This is a genomic window from Pseudomonas sp. KnCO4 (genome assembly GCF_045344305.1).
In the GTDB taxonomy this organism is placed as follows: Bacteria; Pseudomonadota; Gammaproteobacteria; order Pseudomonadales; family Pseudomonadaceae; genus Aquipseudomonas; species Aquipseudomonas anuradhapurensis.
In genome coordinates this window covers 650368-669823 of sequence record NZ_CP174199.1, presented here as the reverse complement: position 1 = coordinate 669823, position 19456 = coordinate 650368, and the positions used below count along the sequence as shown (strand labels likewise).

Genomic DNA, 19456 nt, shown 5'->3' with positions numbered 1-19456 from the left:
AATGACGGCGTTGCGGTCAGCCAACCTGCAACGTCGGCACGCGGGCAATGCGATTGATCTGCTGGATGCCCAACGCCGAGATATGCAAAGCCCTGGTATCTTCGGCCTCGCGCATCCAGCCAGACTGAAGGAACAGCCTGAACAAGGCCTGCCCCAGCACGCCGCCCAGATGCGGCCCCTGGTCGTTGCGCTCGGTGCAGTGGCAGATCACACAGCCACGTTGCTGGCGAGGCGCCAGCGCATCGATATAGACCCCGACCAGCGCCAACTGCGCCCGCCCTTCATCACTGACCATCAGCTGCCGACCACTGCCCTCCAGCCAGCCGGCGACCACCAGGCGGTGATACAGCTCACTGGCCAACTCCCCGCCCAGGTGATCACCACAGCGGCGCGCCCGGCGTACCGACATGGGCAAGGGTGCCACCGGTGCCTTGGCCTGCGCCCCCTTGGCACTTTCCAGCTGGACACTGGCCAGCGCCTCCACTGCGGCCCCGACCTGCGGAGTCGCCAGGCAGAAATAACGCTTGCGGCCCCGCGCTTCATGCCGAAGCAAGCCGGCGGACGACAACAAGGAAAGGTGAGCGCAGGCCGATGACGAGGTCAGGCCGGTCATCACCGCAAGCTCCTTGGCCAAGCGGGGTGTGCCATCGATCAACGCCCACAGCATGGCACTGCGCTTGGGGTCGGCCATCAGGCTGGCGATCTGGCTGATACTGCTGGCTGCGTTCATGTCCCTGTAACTCCCTGCAAGTTCACTGTGTGGATGCGATGGCCAACCCTGGCAGGGAAGCGCCTCTCGCTGGCACTGGCCTGGTTCGCCAGTATAAGCCGCAAAAAACGCCACTCAGGCAGCCCTGGCGCGGCGGCACCTGCCCACGGAAACAACTGGGTAGGGGTACCCATGGTGAGCTGGGAACAAACCTGCAAACCCACCCCAAGCCGCGCGCTGAAGCAGCCGGGTCGCACAGCCTGCCGGGCAGCGACGTCGCACGGTAGAAACACCAGGCGCAACTTCGGATGTGCCCGACAGTTGCCTTCCACAAATAACGCAAACCAAAGCGAAGGTTCCACGCGCTCATGGGCGTTGCGCCCCGCGGTGAAAAAGCACTGGCGGACCAGCCTGCCCGACCGTCAGTCAGAACCCAGTTGCAGGCCATGGCAGGCAGGAGGGGTGGCGCTACACTACAGCGGCTGTTTCCTTGTGGAGGTATGCCGCGATGAAAATTGTTGTCAGCACGTCTAGCCGAAACCCTGCCTGCCCGTGGCAGGTGCAACTCGATCAACACGTGGTCAGTTTCCGCAGCGAGGCCGAAGCACGTGCCTTCGTCGCCACGCTGGAAAACCGCCTGCAGGCCCCTCACCCGCTTATGCGGGAGCCTTGGCCAGCAAGCGTCGGGTCAGCAGCGCGACACTGACCACCAGCGCACCGCACAAACTGATTACCAGCGCCATCGGTATCGCACTACCGTCATGCAGCAGCCCGACCAGCGCCGCCGCACCGGCAGCGACACTGAACTGCAGGCAGCCCATCAGCGCCGAGGCACTGCCAGCCCGGGCACCCTGCCCGCTCATGGCACAAGCCGAAGCATTGGGGATGATGCAGCCGAGGCTGGCGATGCAGACGAACAATGGCACCAACAGTGGCCACAACTGCGCCGGCCGCAACGCCGCCACGCCCAGCAGCACCAGCCCTGCAGTCAGGTATAGCCAGACCGCCCGGGCCAGCAGGAACGCCGGGCCACGCTTGGCCAACAAACGGGCATTCACCTGCGCCACGAGGATGAAACCGGCAGCATTGGTGCCGAACAACCAGCCGTAATGCTCGGCCGGCACACCGTAAAGCTTGATGAAGACGAACGGTGAGCCGGCAATGTAGGCGAACATCCCGGCAATCGCGATGCCGCCGGTCAAGGCATGGCCGAGGAACACCCGGTCAGCGAACAGCCGCAGGTATTGACGCAAGGCGCCAGACAGTGGCTGGCGCGGCATGTGCGCGGGCAGGCTTTCCGGCAGGCCGAGGCTGATGGCCAGCAGGCAGCCGGCACTGAACAGGCTCAGGGCGAGGAAGATCGATTGCCAGCCGGCCAGGTTCACCAGCACCCCACCGAGCATCGGCGCCAGGATCGGCGCCAGACCCATGACCAGCATCAATTGCGAAAACACCTTGGCCGATGCCACCGGGTCGCACTTGTCGCTGACGATGGCGCGCGACAGCACCATACCGGCGCAACCGCCCAGTGCCTGGACAAACCGCGCCAGCACCAGGGTGTCGAGGTTGGGAGCATAGGCACAGGCCAGCGACGCCAGGGTGAACAGGGTCACGCCGAACATCAGCGGTTTGCGCCGGCCAAAGCGGTCAGCCACCGGGCCATAGGCCAGTTGGCCGATGGACAAACCGAGGAAATAGGCCGCCAAGGTGGTCTGGACGTGTTTTTCATCGGTGGCGAACGCCTGCGCCATGGCCGGGAAGGCTGGCAGGTAGAAGTCGATCGCCAAGGGCCCGAACGCACTGAGTGCGCCCAGGATGAGCACCATTCGCAGGTTCATCAGGAATCCATAGCAGGCTAAGCAAGTATTTGATTCTACCTGCTATGCACCCCGTCAGTACGAAAACATTTGCAACAATCTGGCCTGTTCACCGCGGCCCGTGCAGGAGCGGCCTTGTGTCGCGATGGGCCGCAACGCGGCCCCGACAACGTGTGCATAGATCCAGTAACGGGGGCCGCGTTGCGGCCCATCGCGACACAACGCCGCTACGACGTCAGCATTGGCCGGTCATGCCACTTCGGCTTGATAGCCTTCTTCCCGAATGGCGCTGAGGATCTGCTCTTGGGCCAGCTCGCTCTGCACCCGTACCTGCCTGGCCGCCAGGTCGACTTCCACCTTGGCCGCCGCATCCTGCGCCTGCACCGCCTGGGTCACGGCCTTCACACAGTGGCCACAGGTCATGCCTTGTACATTGAACACTTGCATGGGGTTAACTCCTTCAGTTTTGGCCAGTCTCAAGCTTGCCACCGGGTCAAGGTCAAGTCTTGCCAACAACTGCCGGGGTGGAAATCCGCGCGCGCGTCGGCCAAGCTGCGCCTTTGACGAACAGGCAAGCAGGAGATTCTTCATGTTCAGGGCAGTATTGGGCGCCGTCGGGCTATTGAGCACGCTGGCTGCGGTGCCACCGGCCAGCGCCGAGGGCAACTCGGACTACAGCGTACTGATCATTTCCCGCGAACGCCTGGAAGTGGCCACCAGTTGTGAAATCGGCATCTACCTCAACGACCAGCTCTCCGGGCGCGTGTTCCAGGAGCAGTCCACCTCGTTAAACCTGCCGGCAGGCCCCGTGGATGTGCGCCTGCGCGTGTTGCCCGGGCAGATGCCGGGCTGCGCGCCGGGCATCGAGGACCAACGCAGCACACGATTGAACCTGCAGGCGGGCCAGATCAACAAATACCGCATCGCCATGGGGCAACATGGGCTGGAGTTGCAACGAGCCGGCCTGGGCTATTGACCTTACCCGCGTGGCAAGGTTGATGCTGACGGCATGCCCAAGGAGGAGAGCCCATGCCCGCATCTACCACTTATGACCTGCCGATCGCCGGCATGACCTGCGCCAGCTGTGCCGGCCGGGTCGAACGCGCCCTGCGCAAGGTCACCGGCGCCGAGCAGGTCAGTGTCAACCTCGCCACCGAACAGGCCCGCATCCAGGCCCCGGCCAACAGCCTGCCCGCGCTGGTCGATGCCGTACGCGAAGCCGGCTACAGCGTGCCCACCCGCACCGTCGAGCTGCAGATCGGCGGCATGACCTGCGCCAGCTGCGTCGGGCGCGTGGAGCGTGCCCTTGCCAAGCTGCCCGGTGTGGAGCAGGTAAGTGTCAACCTGGCCAGCGAACGGGCCCACCTCACAGTGCTGCCGAGCGTCGACGACAACCTACTGATCGACGCGGTGCAAAAAGCCGGCTACAGCGCCAGCCTGCCGCAAACGCCCAGGGGCGACCAAGCTGCCGCCCAGCGGCGCCTGCGCCACGAACGCCTGGCCGTCGGCGCGGCCCTGGTGCTGGCCTTGCCACTGGTGCTGCCCATGCTGCTGCAACCGTTCGGGGTGCACTGGATGTTGCCCGCCTGGGTGCAGTTCGCGCTGGCCACGCCGGTGCAGTTCGTGCTCGGGGCCCGCTTCTACGTAGCGGCCTGGAAGGCCGTGCGTGCCGGCGCCGGCAACATGGACCTGCTGGTGGCCCTGGGTACCAGCGCCGGTTACGGCCTGAGCCTGTACCAATGGGCGCAGGCTTCGGCGGGCATGGCGCCGCACCTGTATTTCGAAGCCTCGGCCGTGGTGATTGCCCTGGTGCTGCTGGGCAAGTACCTGGAAAGCCGCGCCAAACGCCAGACTGCCAGCGCCATCCGCGCCCTCGAAGCCCTGCGCCCGGAACGCGCCGTGCGCGTAGTCGATGGCCGCGAAGAAGACGTTGCCATCGCCCAGCTGCGCCTCGGCGACCTGGTGCTGGTCAAGCCTGGCGAGCGCTTCCCGGTCGATGGCAAGGTCGAGGACGGCAGCAGCCATGCCGATGAAGCGCTCATCAGTGGCGAAAGCCTGCCGGTGCCCAAGCGACCTGGCGACAACGTCACCGGCGGCGCCATCAATGGCGAAGGCCGGCTGCTGGTACGCACCCAGGCGCTGGGCACCGAAACCGTGCTGGCACGCATCATCCGCCTGGTCGAGGACGCGCAGGCCGCCAAGGCCCCGATCCAGAAACTGGTCGACCGGGTCAGCCAGGTGTTCGTCCCGGCCGTGCTGGTGCTGGCGCTGATTACCCTGGTCGGCTGGTGGCTGGCCGGCGCGCCACTGGAGAGCGCATTGATCAATGCCGTTGCCGTGCTGGTCATCGCCTGCCCCTGCGCTCTCGGCCTGGCCACCCCTGCCGCGATCATGGCCGGCACCGGGGTCGCCGCCCGCCACGGCATCCTGATCAAGGATGCCGAAGCCCTGGAACGTGCACATGCAGTCAACCGCGTGGTATTCGACAAGACCGGCACCCTCACCTCCGGCAGCCCGCGGGTAGTGCACAGCCAGGCGCAAGTAGGCAGCAGCGCCGACCTGCACCGCCTGGCCGGCGCCCTGCAGCGCGGCAGCGAACACCCGCTGGCCAAGGCGGTGCTGGCTGCCTGTGCCGAACAAGGGCTGGATGTCCCCGCCGTCACCGGCAGCCAGGCGCTGACCGGGCGCGGCATCGCCGGCTGGGTGGAAGGCCGCGAGCTGGCCCTGGGCAACCGTCGCCTGCTCGACGAAAGCGCCCTGCCAGCCGGAGACCTGGCCGCCCTGGCCCAAGCCTGGGAAGCCGAAGGGCGCACCCTGTCGTGGTTGATCGAACGCGGCACGCAGCCCCGGGTGCTGGGCCTGTTCGCCTTTGGCGACAGCCTCAAGCCGGGCGCCCTGCCGGCGATCGAGGCCCTGCATGCACAAGCCATCAGCAGCCACCTGCTGACCGGCGACAACCGGGGCAGCGCCAAGGTGGTAGCCGATGCCCTGGGCATCGATGACGTGCATGCCGAAGTGCTGCCGGCCGACAAGGCGGCAACCGTGGCCGCACTGAAGCGCGATGGCGTGGTCGCCATGGTTGGCGACGGTATCAACGATGCGCCGGCGCTGGCCGCCGCCGATATCGGCATTGCCATGGGCGGCGGCACCGACGTGGCCATGCAGGCCGCCGGCATCACCCTGATGCGCGGCGACCCGCGCCTGGTGCCGGCTGCGTTGGAGATCAGCCGCAAGACCTACGCAAAGATCCGCCAGAACCTGTTCTGGGCGTTCATCTATAACCTCATCGGCATCCCGCTGGCCGCGCTGGGTTACCTCAACCCGGTACTGGCGGGCGCCGCCATGGCCCTGTCCAGCGTCAGCGTGGTGAGCAACGCGTTGTGGCTCAAGGCCTGGAAACCCACCAGCGATACCCAGGAGGCTCCATGAACATCGGCCAGGCCGCCCGCCGCAGCGGGCTCAGCACCAAGATGATCCGGTACTACGAGTCCATCGGCCTGCTCAAGCCCGCCACACGCAGCGACAGCGGCTACCGCCTGTACCAGGCCGAAGACCTGCACAGCCTGGCATTCATCAAGCGCTCCCGCGACCTGGGCTTCTCCCTCGAGGAAGTTGGCAAGCTGCTGACCTTGTGGCAAGACCGCCAGCGTGCCAGCGCCGATGTCAAGGCACTGGCCCTGCAGCACATCGATGAACTGAACCGCCGCATCGAGGAACTGGTGAGCCTGCGCGACACCCTCGGGGAGCTGGTTTCCCACTGCCAGGGGGACGACCGCCCGGATTGCCCGATCCTCAAAGACCTGGCAAATGGCGCTGCGGGCGGCTGCTGTCACTGAGGCGCCCCGTGCTTGCAGCAGGCCCCATCGGTTCAAACACGACCGCTAGTCACTCGCCCGCGACTTGATCCAATAAATACGGGGACTTTTCCTACATTAAACCCAGATGCTGCCGATGTAATTGTTACCTGCTTCGAGTAGCGACAATAACAATCCGGGGGCATCGATGAGCATCAAACAGAAACTGACCTGGGCATTCGCGGTCATTGCCGGCTTGCCCATCGTCCTGGTGGCCACCTTGGTGGTCCTCAATCTGCGTGGCGAAGCACGCGACGGCTTCCTGGACGGCAGCAGCCGGGAAATCCGCCAGGTCAGCAACGCGATGAACATCTTCTTCCAGGGCATCAACCAGAACGTCGAGTACATGGCAGCGCAGCCCCTGGTCGCCGCCACCGGCAGCGAACTGAACAAGTACATGAGCGCGACGCCGTCCTACGAACTGGGCGAGCAGGCCAGCAAAGTGCTGGAGTTCATGACCCGCCTGGCCACCTCGCACCCCGCCTATGCCTACCTGTCCTACGGGGTGAGTGACGGTGGTTACGTCGGCTGGCCGGCCGGGCAGAAGTTCGTCAACTACGACCCGCGCACCCGCCCCTGGTACCAGTTGGCCATGGCCAACCCTGGCAAGACCCTGCGCACCGAAGCCTACTACTGGGCGCCCGACGACGCCGTGCTGGTCAGCACCGTGCGCACCGTCGCCAACCAGCTGGGCAACCCCGGCGGCGTGGTCAACGTCGACGTCTCGCTCAAAGGCCTGACCGAGATCGTGCAGCAGATCAAGCTGGGCGAGAGCGGCTACGTGCTGCTGGTGGAAAACAACGGCAACGTGCTGGTCGACCCGCGTGACGCCAAGCACAACTTCAAGCCACTGGCGAGTTTTGGCGACGGCTACGCCGAACTGGCCAAGCATGGCAAAGGGTTGGCTGAAGTCGAGCTTGGCGGCGTGCGCTACATGGCCAACATCTACCCGGATGAACAGCTGGGCTGGACCTTGATCGGCCTGATCGAACAAAGCGAAGTGATGCAGACCACCACCCGCCTGACCTGGCTGATCGGTATCGTGGCCGTGGTGCTGGCGGCACTGTTCGCCGTGGTCGGTGCAACCTTCGCCAAGCTGATCGTGCGGCCGATCAACAGCGTCACCAGCGGCCTGGAAGACATCGCCCAGGGCGAAGGCGACCTGACCCGCAACCTGGAAATTCGCGGCCGCGACGAAACCGCACAACTGGCCAACTGGTTCAACCAGTTCCTCGGTGCCATTCGCAGCCTCATCCAGCACATCGGGGCAGCAGCCGGCAAGATTCTCAGCACCTCGACCAGCTCCACCCGCGTCTCCAGCGACATGGCCGAAGCGGCGGGCCGCCAGCGCGAAGCCGTGGACATGGTTTCTACCGCTTTCCACGAAATGGTCGCCACTGCCAACGAAGTAGCGCGTTCCTGCAGCCAGGCGGCGCAATCGGCTGACAGCGGCCAGCAGCAGGCCCGGGAAGGCCAGCAGCAGATCGACGCAGCGGTGCACAGTGTCGACCGCCTGAGCCAGGAGATCGAGCAATCGGCGCAGTCGATCCAGCAGCTGGAGCGCGACAGCAACGCTATCCAGTCGATCCTGGGCACCATCCGCTCGATTGCCGAACAGACCAACCTGCTGGCGCTCAATGCCGCCATCGAGGCGGCCCGCGCCGGTGAGCAGGGCCGCGGCTTTGCCGTGGTCGCCGACGAAGTGCGGGCGCTGGCCAAGCGCACCGCCGACTCCACCGCCGAGATCGACGGCCTGCTCGGCAACCTGGCCAGCCGCACCGCCGAAGTGGCCGCGCAGATGCATGCCAGCCTGGAAGTTTCCCAGCAATCGGTAAGCCGCATCGGCATGGCCCGTGACAGCTTCGGGCAGATTCGCGAGTCGGTGGACGTGATCCGTGACATGAACACCCAGATCGCCACGGCGGCCGAGGAGCAACATCAGGTGGCCGAGGATATCAACCGGCACATCAGCCAGATTCACGGGGATGCGCAGCTGGTTGCCGAACTGGCCCAGGCCGCGCGGGTGGATTCGGAGAGCCTGGCCGGCTTGTCCAACGAACTGGATGCGCTGGTGCGCAGGTTCCGTACCTGATGCCTTGCCGGTACTGGCTGCTCTGCGGGATCACCCGTGAAGCAGCCAGTACCGGCGACCTACCATCAGAGTTTCAACTCCCCCGGCGTCGCTCCGAACAGCTGCTTGAACGCCGCAATGTAGGCTGACGTGGACTCATAGCCACAGCCCAATGCCGCCTCGGTCACATTCTCCCCCGCCTCCAGCAACGCCAGCGACGACAGCAACCGCATGCGCTGGCGCCAGTTACGAAAACTCAAGCCGGTTTCCCGCTGGAACAGCCGCATCAGGGTCTTTTCCGAACAGCCCAGCTGGCGCGCCCATTGCTGCAAGGTCTGCGGCTGTTCCGGGGCAGCGATCAGGCGGTTGCACAATGCCAGCAATCCCGGATGGCGCGGTAACGGCAGCGAGAAGCCGACCTCGGGTAGCGTGCGCAACTGGTCGAGCAGCACCGCCACCAGCCGCGCTTCGGCGCTGTCGCCTTGCGGGTAATCTGCCGGGAACAGGCAGAACTGCTTGATCAGTTCGCGCGCCAACGGTGTCACCTCCAGCACCCGGCATCGCTCCGGCGCCCACGCGCAGGCGTCACGGCGCACGTACAGGCTGCGCATTTCGGCCTGCATCGAGGTGACCACTGCATGTTCGGCATCGGCAGGTATCCACACCCCCCACTGCGGCGGGGCGAAGTAGCTGCCTTCTTGGGTATAGACGCCTAGTACACCGCTGATGGCGTAGGAAAATTGCACCCAGTCGTGCTGGTGACGAGTGGTCCAGGAGCCGGCGTCAAGGCTTTCGGCGCGGGCATACAAAGGCCTGGGCAGGCGGGCCAGCGCCGGGAGGGCGCGGGGTTGTCCGATGGTCGGCATGGCGGCTTCTTGTAGTTCTGAGCAGACAAGCCTAACAGCTGAGACAGCTGATCGGTCAACGTGTAGGAGCGGCCTTGTGTCGCGATAGGGCTGCAAGGCAGCCCCAGCAATTTTTGCGTCTGTGCTGAAACCCTGGGGCTGCTTTGCAGCCCTATCGCGACACAAGGCCGCTCCTACAAGGCTTGGCTTCAGCGCTCGACGATGACAGTCACCCCCTGCCCACCCGCCGCGCAGATCGAAATCAACCCACGCCCCCGCCCGGCCTGAGCCAACAGCTTCGCCAGGTTGGCCAGGATCCGCCCCCCGGTCGCCGCGAACGGGTGCCCGGCCGCCAGCGAACTGCCCTTGACGTTGAGCTTGCTGCGGTCGATTGCCCCAAGCGGCGCCTCCAGCCCCAGCCGCTGGCGACAGTAGTCGGCATCCTCCCAGGCCTTGAGCGTACACAGCACCTGGGCGGCAAAGGCTTCGTGAATCTCGTAGTAGTCAAAATCCTGCAAGCTCAACCCATTACGCGCCAGCAGCCGCGGTACCGCATACACCGGCGCCATCAACAGCCCTTCGCGGCCAGTGACGAAATCCACCGCCGCCGTTTCACCATCGACCAGATACGCCAGCACCGACAGCCCTTGCTGCGCCGCCCACTCCTCAGTGCCCAACAGCACCAGCGAAGCACCGTCGGTGAGCGGCGTGGAGTTACCGGCTGTCAGCGTGCCCTGGCCGCTGCGGTCGAAGGCCGGCTTGAGCCGGGCCAGTTGCTCCAGGGTCAGGTCAGGGCGCAGGTTGTTGTCGCGGGTCAGCGCCAGGAACGGCGTCAGCAGGTCATCCTGCCAGCCCTCGGCGTATGCAGCGGCCAGGCGCTGGTGGCTGAGCAGTGCCAGCTGGTCCTGCTCGGCACGCTCGATGTGCCAGGCCTGGGCCATGCGTTCGCAGTGCTCGCCCATCGACAAGCCAGTACGCGGCTCGCCATTGCGCGGTAACTCGGGTTTCAGGTGGTGGGGGCGCAGCTTCAGCAGCGGCTTGAGCCGTTCGCCCAGGCTTTTGCCACGGTTGGCCTGCAGCAGGATGTGGCGCAAACCTTCATTTACCGCAATCGGTGCATCGGAGGTGGTGTCCACGCCACCGGCGATGCCGCAGTCGATCTGCCCCAGGGCAATCTTGTTGGCCACCAGCAGCGCCGCCTCCAGCCCGGTGCCACAGGCTTGCTGGATGTCATAGGCCGGGGTTTGCGGCGACAGGCGCGAACCCAGCACGCATTCACGGGTCAGGTTCATGTCACGCGAGTGCTTGAGCACCGTACCGGCGACCACTTCGCCCATGCGCAAACCATGCAGGCGATAACGTTCGATCAGTCCCTCCAGTGTGGCAGTGAGCATTGCCTGGTTGCTGGCGGTGGCATAGGCACCATTGGAGCGGGCGAAGGGAATTCGGTTGCCGCCCAGGATCGCGACCCGGCGAGGTGAACGCATGCGTTGGTTCCTCCTGAAACAATTTGATCCGTACAGCCTAGGTGTTTTTAGCGCATTCGAACGACCTTGCTACAAACTTGGTCCACACTTTCAAGCTTGCCTTCCGGGAGACCACTCATGAGCGATCGCTACCTCGGCTTTGCCAACTCCACCCTCGGCCGCCGGCTTGTGGATGCCCTCGGCCTGCCACACCCGGCTCCGCTGGAGCGCTGGCAGGCCGGCCGCCTGCGCCCGGTGGAGGGGGCCTTGGTGCTGGGTGGCGGGCCGCTGGCAAGCCAGGTCGAAGCCCTGGCCCCGCGCCTGACCGACACGCTTTACCGCTTCAATACCGACAACCTCCAGGCCGAGCCGTGGGTGGCCGGCCTGGGGCCGAAAATCAAGGCCGTGGTGTTCGATGCCACGCATTTGTCCGACAGCGACGCGTTGAAGCAGTTGCGCGAATTTTTCCAGCCGTTGCTGCGCAGCCTGGCGCCGTGCGCCCACGTGGTGCTGCTGGGGCGCGCCCCGGAAAGCCTCGCTGACCCGTTGGCGAGCATTGCGCAACGGGCCCTGGAGGGCTTCAGCCGCTCGCTGGCCAAGGAACTGCGCAATGGCTCGACCGCGCAGCTGCTGTATGTCGCCCCCGGCGCAGACAGCCAGCTGGAAGGCGCACTGCGTTTCTTCCTGTCGCCGAAAAGCGCCTTCGTTTCCGGCCAGGTGCTGCGCCTGGAAGCCTGCGCCAGCCAGGTCGAGGATTGGACCCGGCCACTGGCGGGCCGCCGCGCCCTGGTGACCGGCGCCGCACGCGGCATCGGCGCTGCCATTGCCGAAACCCTGGCGCGGGATGGCGCCGACGTGCTGCTGCTGGACGTGCCGCAGGCCAGCCAGGACCTCGACGCCCTCGCCGCGCGCCTGGGTGGCAAGGCGCTGGCGCTGGACATCTGCGCGGGCGACGCGGCCAGCCGCTTGCTCGCAGCGCTGCCGGAGGGCATCGACATCGTGGTGCACAATGCCGGCATCACCCGCGACAAGACCTTGGCCAACATGACCCCGGAATACTGGGATGCGGTGCTGGCGGTGAACCTCAAGGCGCCGCAGGTGCTGACCCAGGCGCTGCATGACCACGGCGCCCTAAGTGACAACGCGCGGATCACCCTGCTGGCCTCGGTCAGCGGCATCGCCGGCAACCGCGGGCAGGCCAACTATGCCGCCAGCAAGGCTGGTTTGATCGGCCTGGCCCAGGCCTGGGCGCCGCGCCTTGCCGAGCGTGGCGGCAGCATTAATGCGGTGGCCCCCGGGTTCATCGAAACCCACATGACCGCGGTGATGCCCATGGGCCTGCGCGAGGCCGGGCGACGCTTGAGCTCGCTGGGCCAGGGCGGGCGCCCGCAGGACGTCGCCGAAGCCATCGCCTGGCTCAGCCAGCCCGGCTCCGGGGCGATCAACGGCCAGGTGCTGCGCGTTTGCGGCCAGGCCTTGATGGGAGCGTGAACATGAGCCGCCACTGGCACGACCTGCACAGCCCGGCTTCGCGCGCCAGCCTGTACCTGCGCGCAGCCAGCAAGCGCAAGATCAGCGGTGACCGCTTGCCGGGCGATGGCCTGCGCTGCTTCATCGGCGTCCAGCCGGACAACCTGGCAGCCTATCGGCGGCTGTGCCATTTCCCCGACGATGGCCGCCTGCCGGCAACTTACCCGCACGTGATGGCGTTCACCTTGCAGTTGCAATTGATGACCGCCGCCGATTTCCCCTTCCCCCTGCTGGGCCTGGTGCACCTGCACAACCGCATCGAAGTGCTACGCCCGCTCGGCGCTGTCGAAGGGCTGCGCTTTGCGGTGTATACGGACAACCTGCAAGCGCACGCCAAGGGCGGCACCTTCGACCTGGTCAGCGAAGCCGAAGACGGCATCGGCCTGCTCTGGCGCGAGACCAGCCGCATGCTGGTGCGCGGGCTCAAGCTCGATGGCGCGGCGGACGAGCCTGCCGAAGACCAACCGGCGGCGTTGCCGGAGGCGACCCGCTGGTACGCCGACAGCGATATCGGCCGGCGTTATGCCAAGGTCTGCGGGGATTACAACCCGATCCACCTCAGCGCCGCCAGTGCCCGGCTGTTCGGCTTTCCCACCGCCATCGCCCATGGCATGTGGAGCCAGGCCATGGCCCTGGCAGCGTTGCGTGGCCACCTGCCGCCCAGCGGTTATGCCTTCGAGGTGGGTTTCCGCAAGCCGGTGCGGTTGCCATCGGAGGTGCTGCTCAGTGCCAGTGAGGCAGGGCCGCAGGGAACGCTGCGGCTGGACGGGCATGGCGGCGTGCTGCATATGGTCGGGCACTGGGAGCCCTTGTAGGAGCGGCCTTGTGTCGCGATGGGGCGCGAAGCGGCCCCAGACCTGGCCCCATGCAAGAATTGCCAGGGCCGCTTCGCGCCCCATCGCGACACAAGGCCGCTCCTACACGAACCTGAGCTGCGCCGCTAAAGTTGGCCGCTCAACCCCGTCTGCCTTGGCGGAACACGCTTGCTTTGCATCGGGCCTGCGCTGAAGCTATGCAGCATTAGGAGACCCCGATGAACCTGCAAGAACTCACCCAACGCCTGCACCAAATCCGCGACAACAACGACTGGCGCGGCTTTCATAGCCCGAAGAACCTGGCCATGGCCGCCAGCGTCGAAATGGCCGAGCTGGTGGAAATCTTCCAGTGGCTGAGCGAAGACCAATCGCGCCAGCTGCCCGCCGACAAGCTGGCCCATGCCGGCCAGGAAATCGGTGACGTGGTGCTCTACCTGCTGCTGTTGTGCAGCGAGCTTGGCCTGGACATGGACCAGGTGGTGCGGGCCAAGCTGGCCGACAGCGAGAGGCGCTTCGCCCGATGAACGACCGTCATTTCGATGAGCTGGCCACCCGCTTTGCCGAGAAGATCTATGGCGGCGCCAAGGGCGCGATCCGCCTGGCCGTGCTCCAGGCCGACCTGGCCGAAGCCTTGCCCGACCGCCCCCTGCGCATCCTCGACATTGGCGCCGGGTTGGGCCACATGGCCTTGTGGCTGGCACAACGCGGCCACCAGCTGACCCTGGCCGAGCCCGCCGCGCCGATGCTCGATGGCGCCCGGGCACGCTTTGCCGAAGCGGGCCAGCCGGCCACCTTCATCCAGGCCCCCTGGCAAGACCTGCTTGGCCAGCTCACCGAACCCTACGACCTGGTGCTGTGCCATGCCGTGCTCGAATGGCTGGCCGAACCGGAAAGCATCCTGCCCGTGCTGCACCAGCTCACCGCCCCCTCCGGGTGGTTGTCGCTGGCTTTCTACAACCGTGACGCACTGGTCTATCGCAACCTGCTCAAAGGCCATTTCCGCAAGTTGCGCAGCAACCGGCTGGAAGGCGAAAAGCAGAGCCTCACGCCACAAAAACCACTTGATCCGCGCCAACTCAGGGCGCAACTTGAGCCTATGTGGCAGGTTGAAAGCGAAAGTGGCGTGCGCGTGTTCCACGACTACATGCCCAAGGAATTCCAAGGCAAGGCCGAGCTGCTCGACCTGCTGGAGATGGAACTGGCCTACCGTCGCCACCCCAGTTTTGCCGGGCTCGGCCGCTACCTGCACTGGGTCTGCCGCCCGCGCTGACTCACCCGTCGGAGGACTACATGCCGTACCGTCTGTTGTGCCTGGCGCTGCTGCCGCTTGCCCTGGCTGGCTGCCAGGGCAGCAACCCGTACGTGGCCAGCAGCCGCCCGTTGCCCCCCGCCCCTGCCCAGGCGGCCACTACCTTCGATGCCAGTGCCTACCCGGCGCCCACGCGAGACTACGGGCACTACCGCAGCTGGAGCTGGCGCAACGGCCAGTTGCCCAGCGGCTCGGCGAATACCGACCCGGCGCAACTGGCCGATGCCGTCAGCGGTGCCCTCGACCAGCATGGTCTGCGCCCGGCCCACAGTGGCCCCGGCGACCTGCTGGTGAGCGCCGACATACGCCTGGAAAAGCGCTTGCGCCAAGTGCGTGACTACGACACCTACGACCCCTATTACGGCCCCTACCCCTACGGCGGTATCGGCTATGGCGGCTACCGCAATGGTTATGGGGGCTATGCCAATGTGCCTGTCGTACGTACCTACGAAGTGCAGGTGATGGTGGTCCGCATCGACCTGTACGACGCCCGCAGCGGCCAGCCGGTGTGGAGCGCCAGCGCCGAAAGCGGCAGCGACAGGGACTCGCCGCGAGAACGCGAAAGTGCCGTGCGCGACTCGGTATACAAGGCGCTCAGCGGCTATCCTCCCAGTTAGTGCCTAACGGAGAACCATCATGTTGCGCCGCCTCGTTCTACTGTCATTCGCGTTGTTGCTGGCCGCCTGCGCCAGCAACAACGTCCAGCAGGATTTCGACGCCAGCCGCGATTTTGCCGCCTACCGCAGCTGGGCCTGGCAGGAACCGGGCCTGCAATACCGCCCGGACGACCCACGGATCAAGAGCGACCTGACCGAACAGCGCATTCGCCAGGCGGTCGCCGACCAGCTCGACCAGCGTGGCCTGCGCCCCGCCCAGGGCGGCGCACGGCCGGACCTGACCGTGCGCACCTACCTGATCGTCGAGCAGCGCCAGCAACAGATCACCACCAACTACGGCGGTGGCTGGGGCGGCTACTGGGGTGGCTACTGGGGCGGCCCGATGTACAACGAAACCCGCAGTGTCGACTACAAGGTCGCGACCATTCAGATCGACCTGTTCGACGGGCGTGATGGCAAGCTGGTATGGCGCGGCAGTGCCGAGCAGATCATGAACAACTACCCGCCAAGCCCGGAAGAACGCAACAGCGCAATCCAGAACACCGTGGCCAAGGTGCTGGGCAATTATCCGCCTGGCAGCCGGAAGTGATCTCCTGCGGGAGCGGGCAAGCCTGTTCCTGCAGGTCTATCTTCACTTAAGGAAACCTGACTGACCGGGTAGATGTGTTCAACCTTTGGAAGGCGCCCCGCCCATGCAAAGCATTGTTCTCCTGCTGTGGCTTGCCTTGTGCTCCGAACAGGACGTGCGTCAACGCCAGATCTCCAACCTGCTGACCCTGGGCGTGGCAACCTGCGCCCTGGTCTGGCTGTTCGCCACCGGGCGCAGCTGGATCGGCGCCGATGCCAGCGATGCCGGCTGGGCACTGGCCATCGTCATGTTGCTCACCCTGCCCGGCTACATGCTCGGCCGTTTCGGCGCCGATGACGTCAAGCTGATGGGCGCCCTGGCCCTGGCCACCAGCCCGCACTACGTGCTCGGCACCTTCATCGGCGCCGGCGTCAGCGTGCTGGTCTGGCTGCTTACCCGCCGCCGCCTGTGGACCTTGCTCAACCCCAAGGTGAAAAAGCGTTTGCAGGCCCTTACCGAGGAAATGGGCGACAAGCAGGCATTCGTCCCCTATGTGCTCAGCGGTTTTCTTTTGACCGCTGTATGGATCCAATGAACGATCCCTTGGTCCGATACCTGTACATAACTTGTACAAAACCGCTCCCCGCGACTATTTTTACTTGCCACAGCGTCTGGCTCGGGAGCAGGACCGCATAAGAACAGGGAGTCGATCGTGTCCAAAGCATTCAGCCAAGTGAAAATCCTGGTGGTGGATGACCAAGCCGTAATCGTCGAGCAACTCTGTGAGTTCCTCGGGGCCCAGGGTTATCAATGCCTGCCAGCCCATTGCACTGACGAAGCCATCGACCGTTACCAGGCCGACGAGGCCATCGGCCTGGTCATCTGTGACCTGAGCATGCCCGGGCGAGATGGTATCGAGCTGGTCCGCGCGCTGAAGGCACTGGGTGACCAGCGTATTTTCGAGGCCATCCTGCTGACGGGGCGTGCCGAGAAGCAGGACGTTATTCGCGCACTGCGTGAAGGCTTTGCCGATTACTACCAGAAGCCCATGGACCTCGATGAACTGCTGGAAGGGGTACGTCGGCAGGAACAGGTGGTACTGGAGCGCCAACGCAATATCCGCGACCTGGGCGGGCTGAACCAACGTTTGCAGGAGTTGGCCGAGTCCGTGGACGAGCTGTATCGTGACCTGGAAAAAGCCCGCGGCCAAGGTGTGCATCGGCGTGCCAACGATGCCGAAGACGCTGAAAGCGAGCTGCCTGCGGCGTTCGAGAAGCTATCACCGCGCCAGCTGGAAGTGGCGCGGCTGGTGAGCACCGGCAAGACCAATTACCAGATCGCCTGCGAACTGGGCATTACCGAAAACACCGTGAAACTGTATGTGTCACAGGTATTGCGCCTGACCCACATGCACAACCGCACCCAACTGGCCTTGGCGCTGACGCCCAGTTCATCACCGATACAGCAGCGCTTCACCCGCCATTGAAGCAACCGTTATTCGCTGATCTGGAACGCCACCCGCGCCGTCTCGCCGCTTTCATCCAGCGCGCTGATTTCGGCCTGACCGACCTGCTGGAAGCGGACCAGCAGGCTGTCCTGCCCCTGGGTCTCGCCCAACGGCTGGCCGTTGAGGAACCACCAACGCCGGCCGCCGCCACCCAGCGCTGACACATGCAGCTGCAACGGCTCGCTGCTGGTCGCCGGACGACGCAGGTTGTCGCCCGGGCGCACGCCCACGATCGATAGCGGCGGCGCACTGGCCGGCACTTGCGGCGGGCAGGCCGGGTCGATGGCTGGCAGGCGCGCCGCCCGCCGCTCGACGCGAGGCAGCCAAGGCTCCAGCGGGGCAGGCCACAACGCGATGTCGCGGGCTTTGGCGCCCGGGCAGCTACCATCGACGCGTAGCCCTTGGTCGTTGACCCACACGCTTTCACGCAGGCCCAGGCCGAGCGGCTGGTCGGCCGCCTGCAGGGTCGGCGGTGTAGTGCCGTCCAACGTCCAGGCGAAACGCTGACGCCGGCAATTCGGGTCCTGCTTGTGCAACGGCTGGCCCAGCGGCCAACAGATCGCGGCCACGCCGACATTCGCCGGTACCCGTTCGACCGGCACACTGATGCCACGTTGGCTGTCACGGTTGCTCAACAGGTCGTGCACCTGCAGCATCAGCGGCGCCGCCGAAGCCAGGCCGAACTGCCCGGGCACCGGCGTACCGTCGGGGCGGCCGATCCACACACCGATCAGATAGCGTGGCCCCACGCCAATCGACCAGGCGTCACGAAAGCCGTAACTGGTGCCAGTCTTCCAGGCCAGTTGCGGGCGTTGCACCAACTCGGCATGCGGGTCGCGGTCGGGGCGCGCCTGCCCGCTGAGGATACGCCGGATGATCCAGGCTGCCCCGGGCGACAGCAGGCGGCGTTCCAGCAACGGGTCCTGCGGTTGCAGGCGCACCCGTGCACTGTTGCCACCCCGTGCCAGCGCCGCATAGCCACCCACCAGGTCTTCCAGGCGGCTGCCCGCGCCGCCCAGGATCAACGACAGGTTGGGCTCGGCCAGGGGCGGCAAGGTCAGCGGCATGCCAGCCATGCGCAACTGCGCGGCAAAGCGTTTCGGGCCGTAGGCTTCCAGCAACTGCACTGCCGGCAGGTTGAGCGAAAGCGCCAAAGCCGAACTGGCCGACACCGGCCCGCTGAAGCCCATGGAGAAGTTGCCGGGGCGGTAGTCGCCATAGCGCCGCGGTACGTCCTGCAGCAGCGACTCGGAATGGATCAGGCCGTCGTCCAAGGCCATGCCGTAGAGAAACGGCTTGAGCGTGGAACCTGGCGAGCGCAGCGAGCGCACCATGTCGACATGCCCGAAGCGGCGCTCGTCGGCGAGGTCGATCGAGCCCAGGTAGGCGCGCACCGCCATGGTCTGCGCCTCGACCACCAGGATGGCGGCGGAGGTCCGCTCCGGCAGCCGTGCGCGCCAACCCAGCAGCAGGTCTTCGAGGCGCCGCTGCAAGGCGGCGTCGAGCGTGGTGCGGATCAGCGGCGGGCTGTCGGCGCTGTTCAGGCGCCGCGCCAGCAGCGGCGCCAGGGCCGGCTCCTGGCGTGGCGCCAGCACCAGCGGCTCTTCAGTTGCCTCGCGGATTTGCCGCTCCGGCCATACCTGGTATTCGGCCAGGCGTTGCAGCACCTTGTCACGGGCGCGCTGGGCGCGTTCGGGGTGGCGGTCGGGGCGCAGCCGGCTGGGTGCCTGCGGCAGCACCGCCAGCAGCGCCGCTTCGGCCGGGGTCAGGTGCATGGGCGACTTGCCCAGGTAGGCCCAGCTGGCAGCGGCAACGCCCTGCAGGGTGCCACCGAAGGGCGCCCGGTCCAGGTAGATCTGCAGGATCTCGCGTTTCGACAGATGCCACTCCAGCTGCGCGGTACGCCACAACTGGCGCAGCTTGCCGGCCAGGGTGCGGTCATGTGGGTCGAGCAGGCGTGCCACCTGCATCGACAGCGTACTGCCGCCCGACACCACCCGCCCGCCGCGCAGGTTGAGCCAGGCGGCGCGGGCCAGGGCCAGCGGGTTGACCCCCGGGTGGCTATAGAACCAGCGGTCCTCGTAGGTCAGCAGTGCCTGCAGGTACAACGGTGAAACCTCGTCGGGGCTGACCGGGTACCGCCACACGCCATCGGCATCGGCAAAGCGCCACAACGGCGTGCCGTCCTCGGCCAGCACCACCCGCGCCAGGTCATCGCCAGGCATGAGCAGCGGCCACAGGCGGTCGGCCAGCCACAACAGGCCGAGCACCATCAGCATGCCTGGCACGGCAATGCGCAACAGCCGGCGCGCACGGCTACGCAGCCGCGTTAAGCTTGGCATCGGGAA

The 19456-nt window shown here is 66.0% G+C and carries 19 protein-coding genes and 1 pseudogene; 14 read left to right on the top strand and 6 right to left on the bottom strand.

What is annotated here, in order from left to right:
* Window positions 1-16: 16 nt before the first annotated feature.
* The gene (locus ACJA3S_RS03070) at window positions 17-730 is read right to left on the bottom strand and encodes a transcriptional regulator (RefSeq protein WP_406820798.1); all 714 of its coding nucleotides are present in this window, start codon (window positions 728-730) and stop codon (window positions 17-19) included.
* 487 nt (window positions 731-1217) lie between these two features.
* Between ACJA3S_RS03070 and ACJA3S_RS03065 the strand changes: the two genes are divergently transcribed.
* The gene (locus tag ACJA3S_RS03065; RefSeq protein ID WP_406820797.1) at window positions 1218-1415 is read left to right on the top strand and encodes a hypothetical protein; all 198 of its coding nucleotides are present in this window, start codon (window positions 1218-1220) and stop codon (window positions 1413-1415) included.
* On the opposite strand, the gene ACJA3S_RS03060 is transcribed toward ACJA3S_RS03065, so the two are convergent.
* Both ACJA3S_RS03060 and ACJA3S_RS03055 read right to left on the bottom strand, forming a co-directional pair.
* Complete coding sequence (locus ACJA3S_RS03060; RefSeq protein ID WP_406820796.1) at window positions 1366-2547, bottom strand: multidrug effflux MFS transporter; 1182 nt, start codon at window positions 2545-2547, stop codon at window positions 1366-1368. The two genes, ACJA3S_RS03065 and ACJA3S_RS03060, sit on opposite strands and share 50 nt — an antisense overlap.
* A 228-nt stretch (window positions 2548-2775) precedes the next feature.
* Window positions 2776-2973 (bottom strand): heavy-metal-associated domain-containing protein, encoded by a 198-nt coding sequence (locus tag ACJA3S_RS03055; RefSeq protein ID WP_406820795.1) that lies wholly within the window; start codon window positions 2971-2973, stop codon window positions 2776-2778.
* 142 nt (window positions 2974-3115) lie between these two features.
* Between ACJA3S_RS03055 and ACJA3S_RS03050 the strand changes: the two genes are divergently transcribed.
* From ACJA3S_RS03050 to ACJA3S_RS03030, 5 genes and pseudogenes are all read left to right on the top strand, one after another.
* Complete coding sequence (locus ACJA3S_RS03050; RefSeq protein ID WP_406820794.1) at window positions 3116-3502, top strand: hypothetical protein; 387 nt, start codon at window positions 3116-3118, stop codon at window positions 3500-3502.
* Window positions 3503-3555: 53 nt separating this feature from the next.
* Entirely contained in the window at window positions 3556-5955 is a 2400-nt protein-coding gene (locus ACJA3S_RS03045; protein WP_406820793.1) for a heavy metal translocating P-type ATPase, read from the top strand.
* Window positions 5952-6362: a Cu(I)-responsive transcriptional regulator gene (cueR, locus tag ACJA3S_RS03040; RefSeq protein WP_170028119.1), complete on the top strand. Its 411-nt coding sequence runs from the start codon at window positions 5952-5954 to the stop codon at window positions 6360-6362. The genes ACJA3S_RS03045 and cueR overlap by 4 nt, the downstream gene beginning before the upstream one ends.
* Window positions 6363-6528: 166 nt before the next feature.
* Window positions 6529-7566 (top strand): annotated as a pseudogene (locus tag ACJA3S_RS03035) (cache domain-containing protein); the annotation flags it as partial.
* 138 nt (window positions 7567-7704) lie between these two features.
* Window positions 7705-8472, top strand: a complete 768-nt coding sequence (locus ACJA3S_RS03030) for a methyl-accepting chemotaxis protein (RefSeq protein WP_372241560.1) — start codon at window positions 7705-7707, stop codon at window positions 8470-8472.
* A gap of 65 nt (window positions 8473-8537) precedes the next feature.
* Here ACJA3S_RS03030 and ACJA3S_RS03025 read toward each other — a convergent pair whose 3' ends face one another.
* Window positions 8538-9317: an AraC family transcriptional regulator gene (locus ACJA3S_RS03025; protein ID WP_406820792.1), complete on the bottom strand. Its 780-nt coding sequence runs from the start codon at window positions 9315-9317 to the stop codon at window positions 8538-8540.
* 188 nt (window positions 9318-9505) lie between these two features.
* Entirely contained in the window at window positions 9506-10783 is a 1278-nt protein-coding gene (locus ACJA3S_RS03020; protein WP_170028116.1) for an acetyl-CoA C-acetyltransferase, read from the bottom strand.
* Between the two features lie 117 nt (window positions 10784-10900).
* Between ACJA3S_RS03020 and ACJA3S_RS03015 the strand changes: the two genes are divergently transcribed.
* The 8 genes from ACJA3S_RS03015 (at window position 10901) to ACJA3S_RS02980 (ending at window position 17087) form a co-directional block, all read left to right on the top strand.
* Window positions 10901-12253: a 3-oxoacyl-ACP reductase gene (locus tag ACJA3S_RS03015; RefSeq protein ID WP_406820791.1), complete on the top strand. Its 1353-nt coding sequence runs from the start codon at window positions 10901-10903 to the stop codon at window positions 12251-12253.
* Window positions 12254-12255: 2 nt separating this feature from the next.
* The gene (locus tag ACJA3S_RS03010) at window positions 12256-13107 is read left to right on the top strand and encodes a MaoC family dehydratase (protein ID WP_406820790.1); all 852 of its coding nucleotides are present in this window, start codon (window positions 12256-12258) and stop codon (window positions 13105-13107) included.
* 218 nt (window positions 13108-13325) lie between these two features.
* Window positions 13326-13631: a MazG-like family protein gene (locus ACJA3S_RS03005; RefSeq protein WP_013970728.1), complete on the top strand. Its 306-nt coding sequence runs from the start codon at window positions 13326-13328 to the stop codon at window positions 13629-13631.
* Window positions 13628-14377 carry a methyltransferase domain-containing protein gene (locus ACJA3S_RS03000; RefSeq protein ID WP_406820789.1) on the top strand — a complete coding sequence of 250 codons (750 nt, stop codon included), beginning with the start codon at window positions 13628-13630 and terminating at the stop codon, window positions 14375-14377. The genes ACJA3S_RS03005 and ACJA3S_RS03000 overlap by 4 nt, the downstream gene beginning before the upstream one ends.
* Window positions 14378-14397: 20 nt before the next feature.
* Window positions 14398-15033 carry a DUF4136 domain-containing protein gene (locus ACJA3S_RS02995; RefSeq protein ID WP_186689653.1) on the top strand — a complete coding sequence of 212 codons (636 nt, stop codon included), beginning with the start codon at window positions 14398-14400 and terminating at the stop codon, window positions 15031-15033.
* Between the two features lie 19 nt (window positions 15034-15052).
* On the top strand, window positions 15053-15622 hold the full coding sequence (locus ACJA3S_RS02990; RefSeq protein WP_200626205.1) for a DUF4136 domain-containing protein: 570 nt from the start codon (window positions 15053-15055) through the stop codon (window positions 15620-15622).
* Between the two features lie 103 nt (window positions 15623-15725).
* Window positions 15726-16196, top strand: coding sequence for a prepilin peptidase (locus ACJA3S_RS02985; protein ID WP_186689654.1), 471 nt, complete (start codon window positions 15726-15728; stop codon window positions 16194-16196).
* Between the two features lie 117 nt (window positions 16197-16313).
* Complete coding sequence (locus ACJA3S_RS02980; protein ID WP_186689656.1) at window positions 16314-17087, top strand: response regulator transcription factor; 774 nt, start codon at window positions 16314-16316, stop codon at window positions 17085-17087.
* Between the two features lie 8 nt (window positions 17088-17095).
* On the opposite strand, the gene pbpC is transcribed toward ACJA3S_RS02980, so the two are convergent.
* The gene (gene pbpC / locus ACJA3S_RS02975) at window positions 17096-19450 is read right to left on the bottom strand and encodes a peptidoglycan glycosyltransferase PbpC (protein WP_406820788.1); all 2355 of its coding nucleotides are present in this window, start codon (window positions 19448-19450) and stop codon (window positions 17096-17098) included.
* Between the last annotated feature and the right edge of the window lie 6 nt (window positions 19451-19456).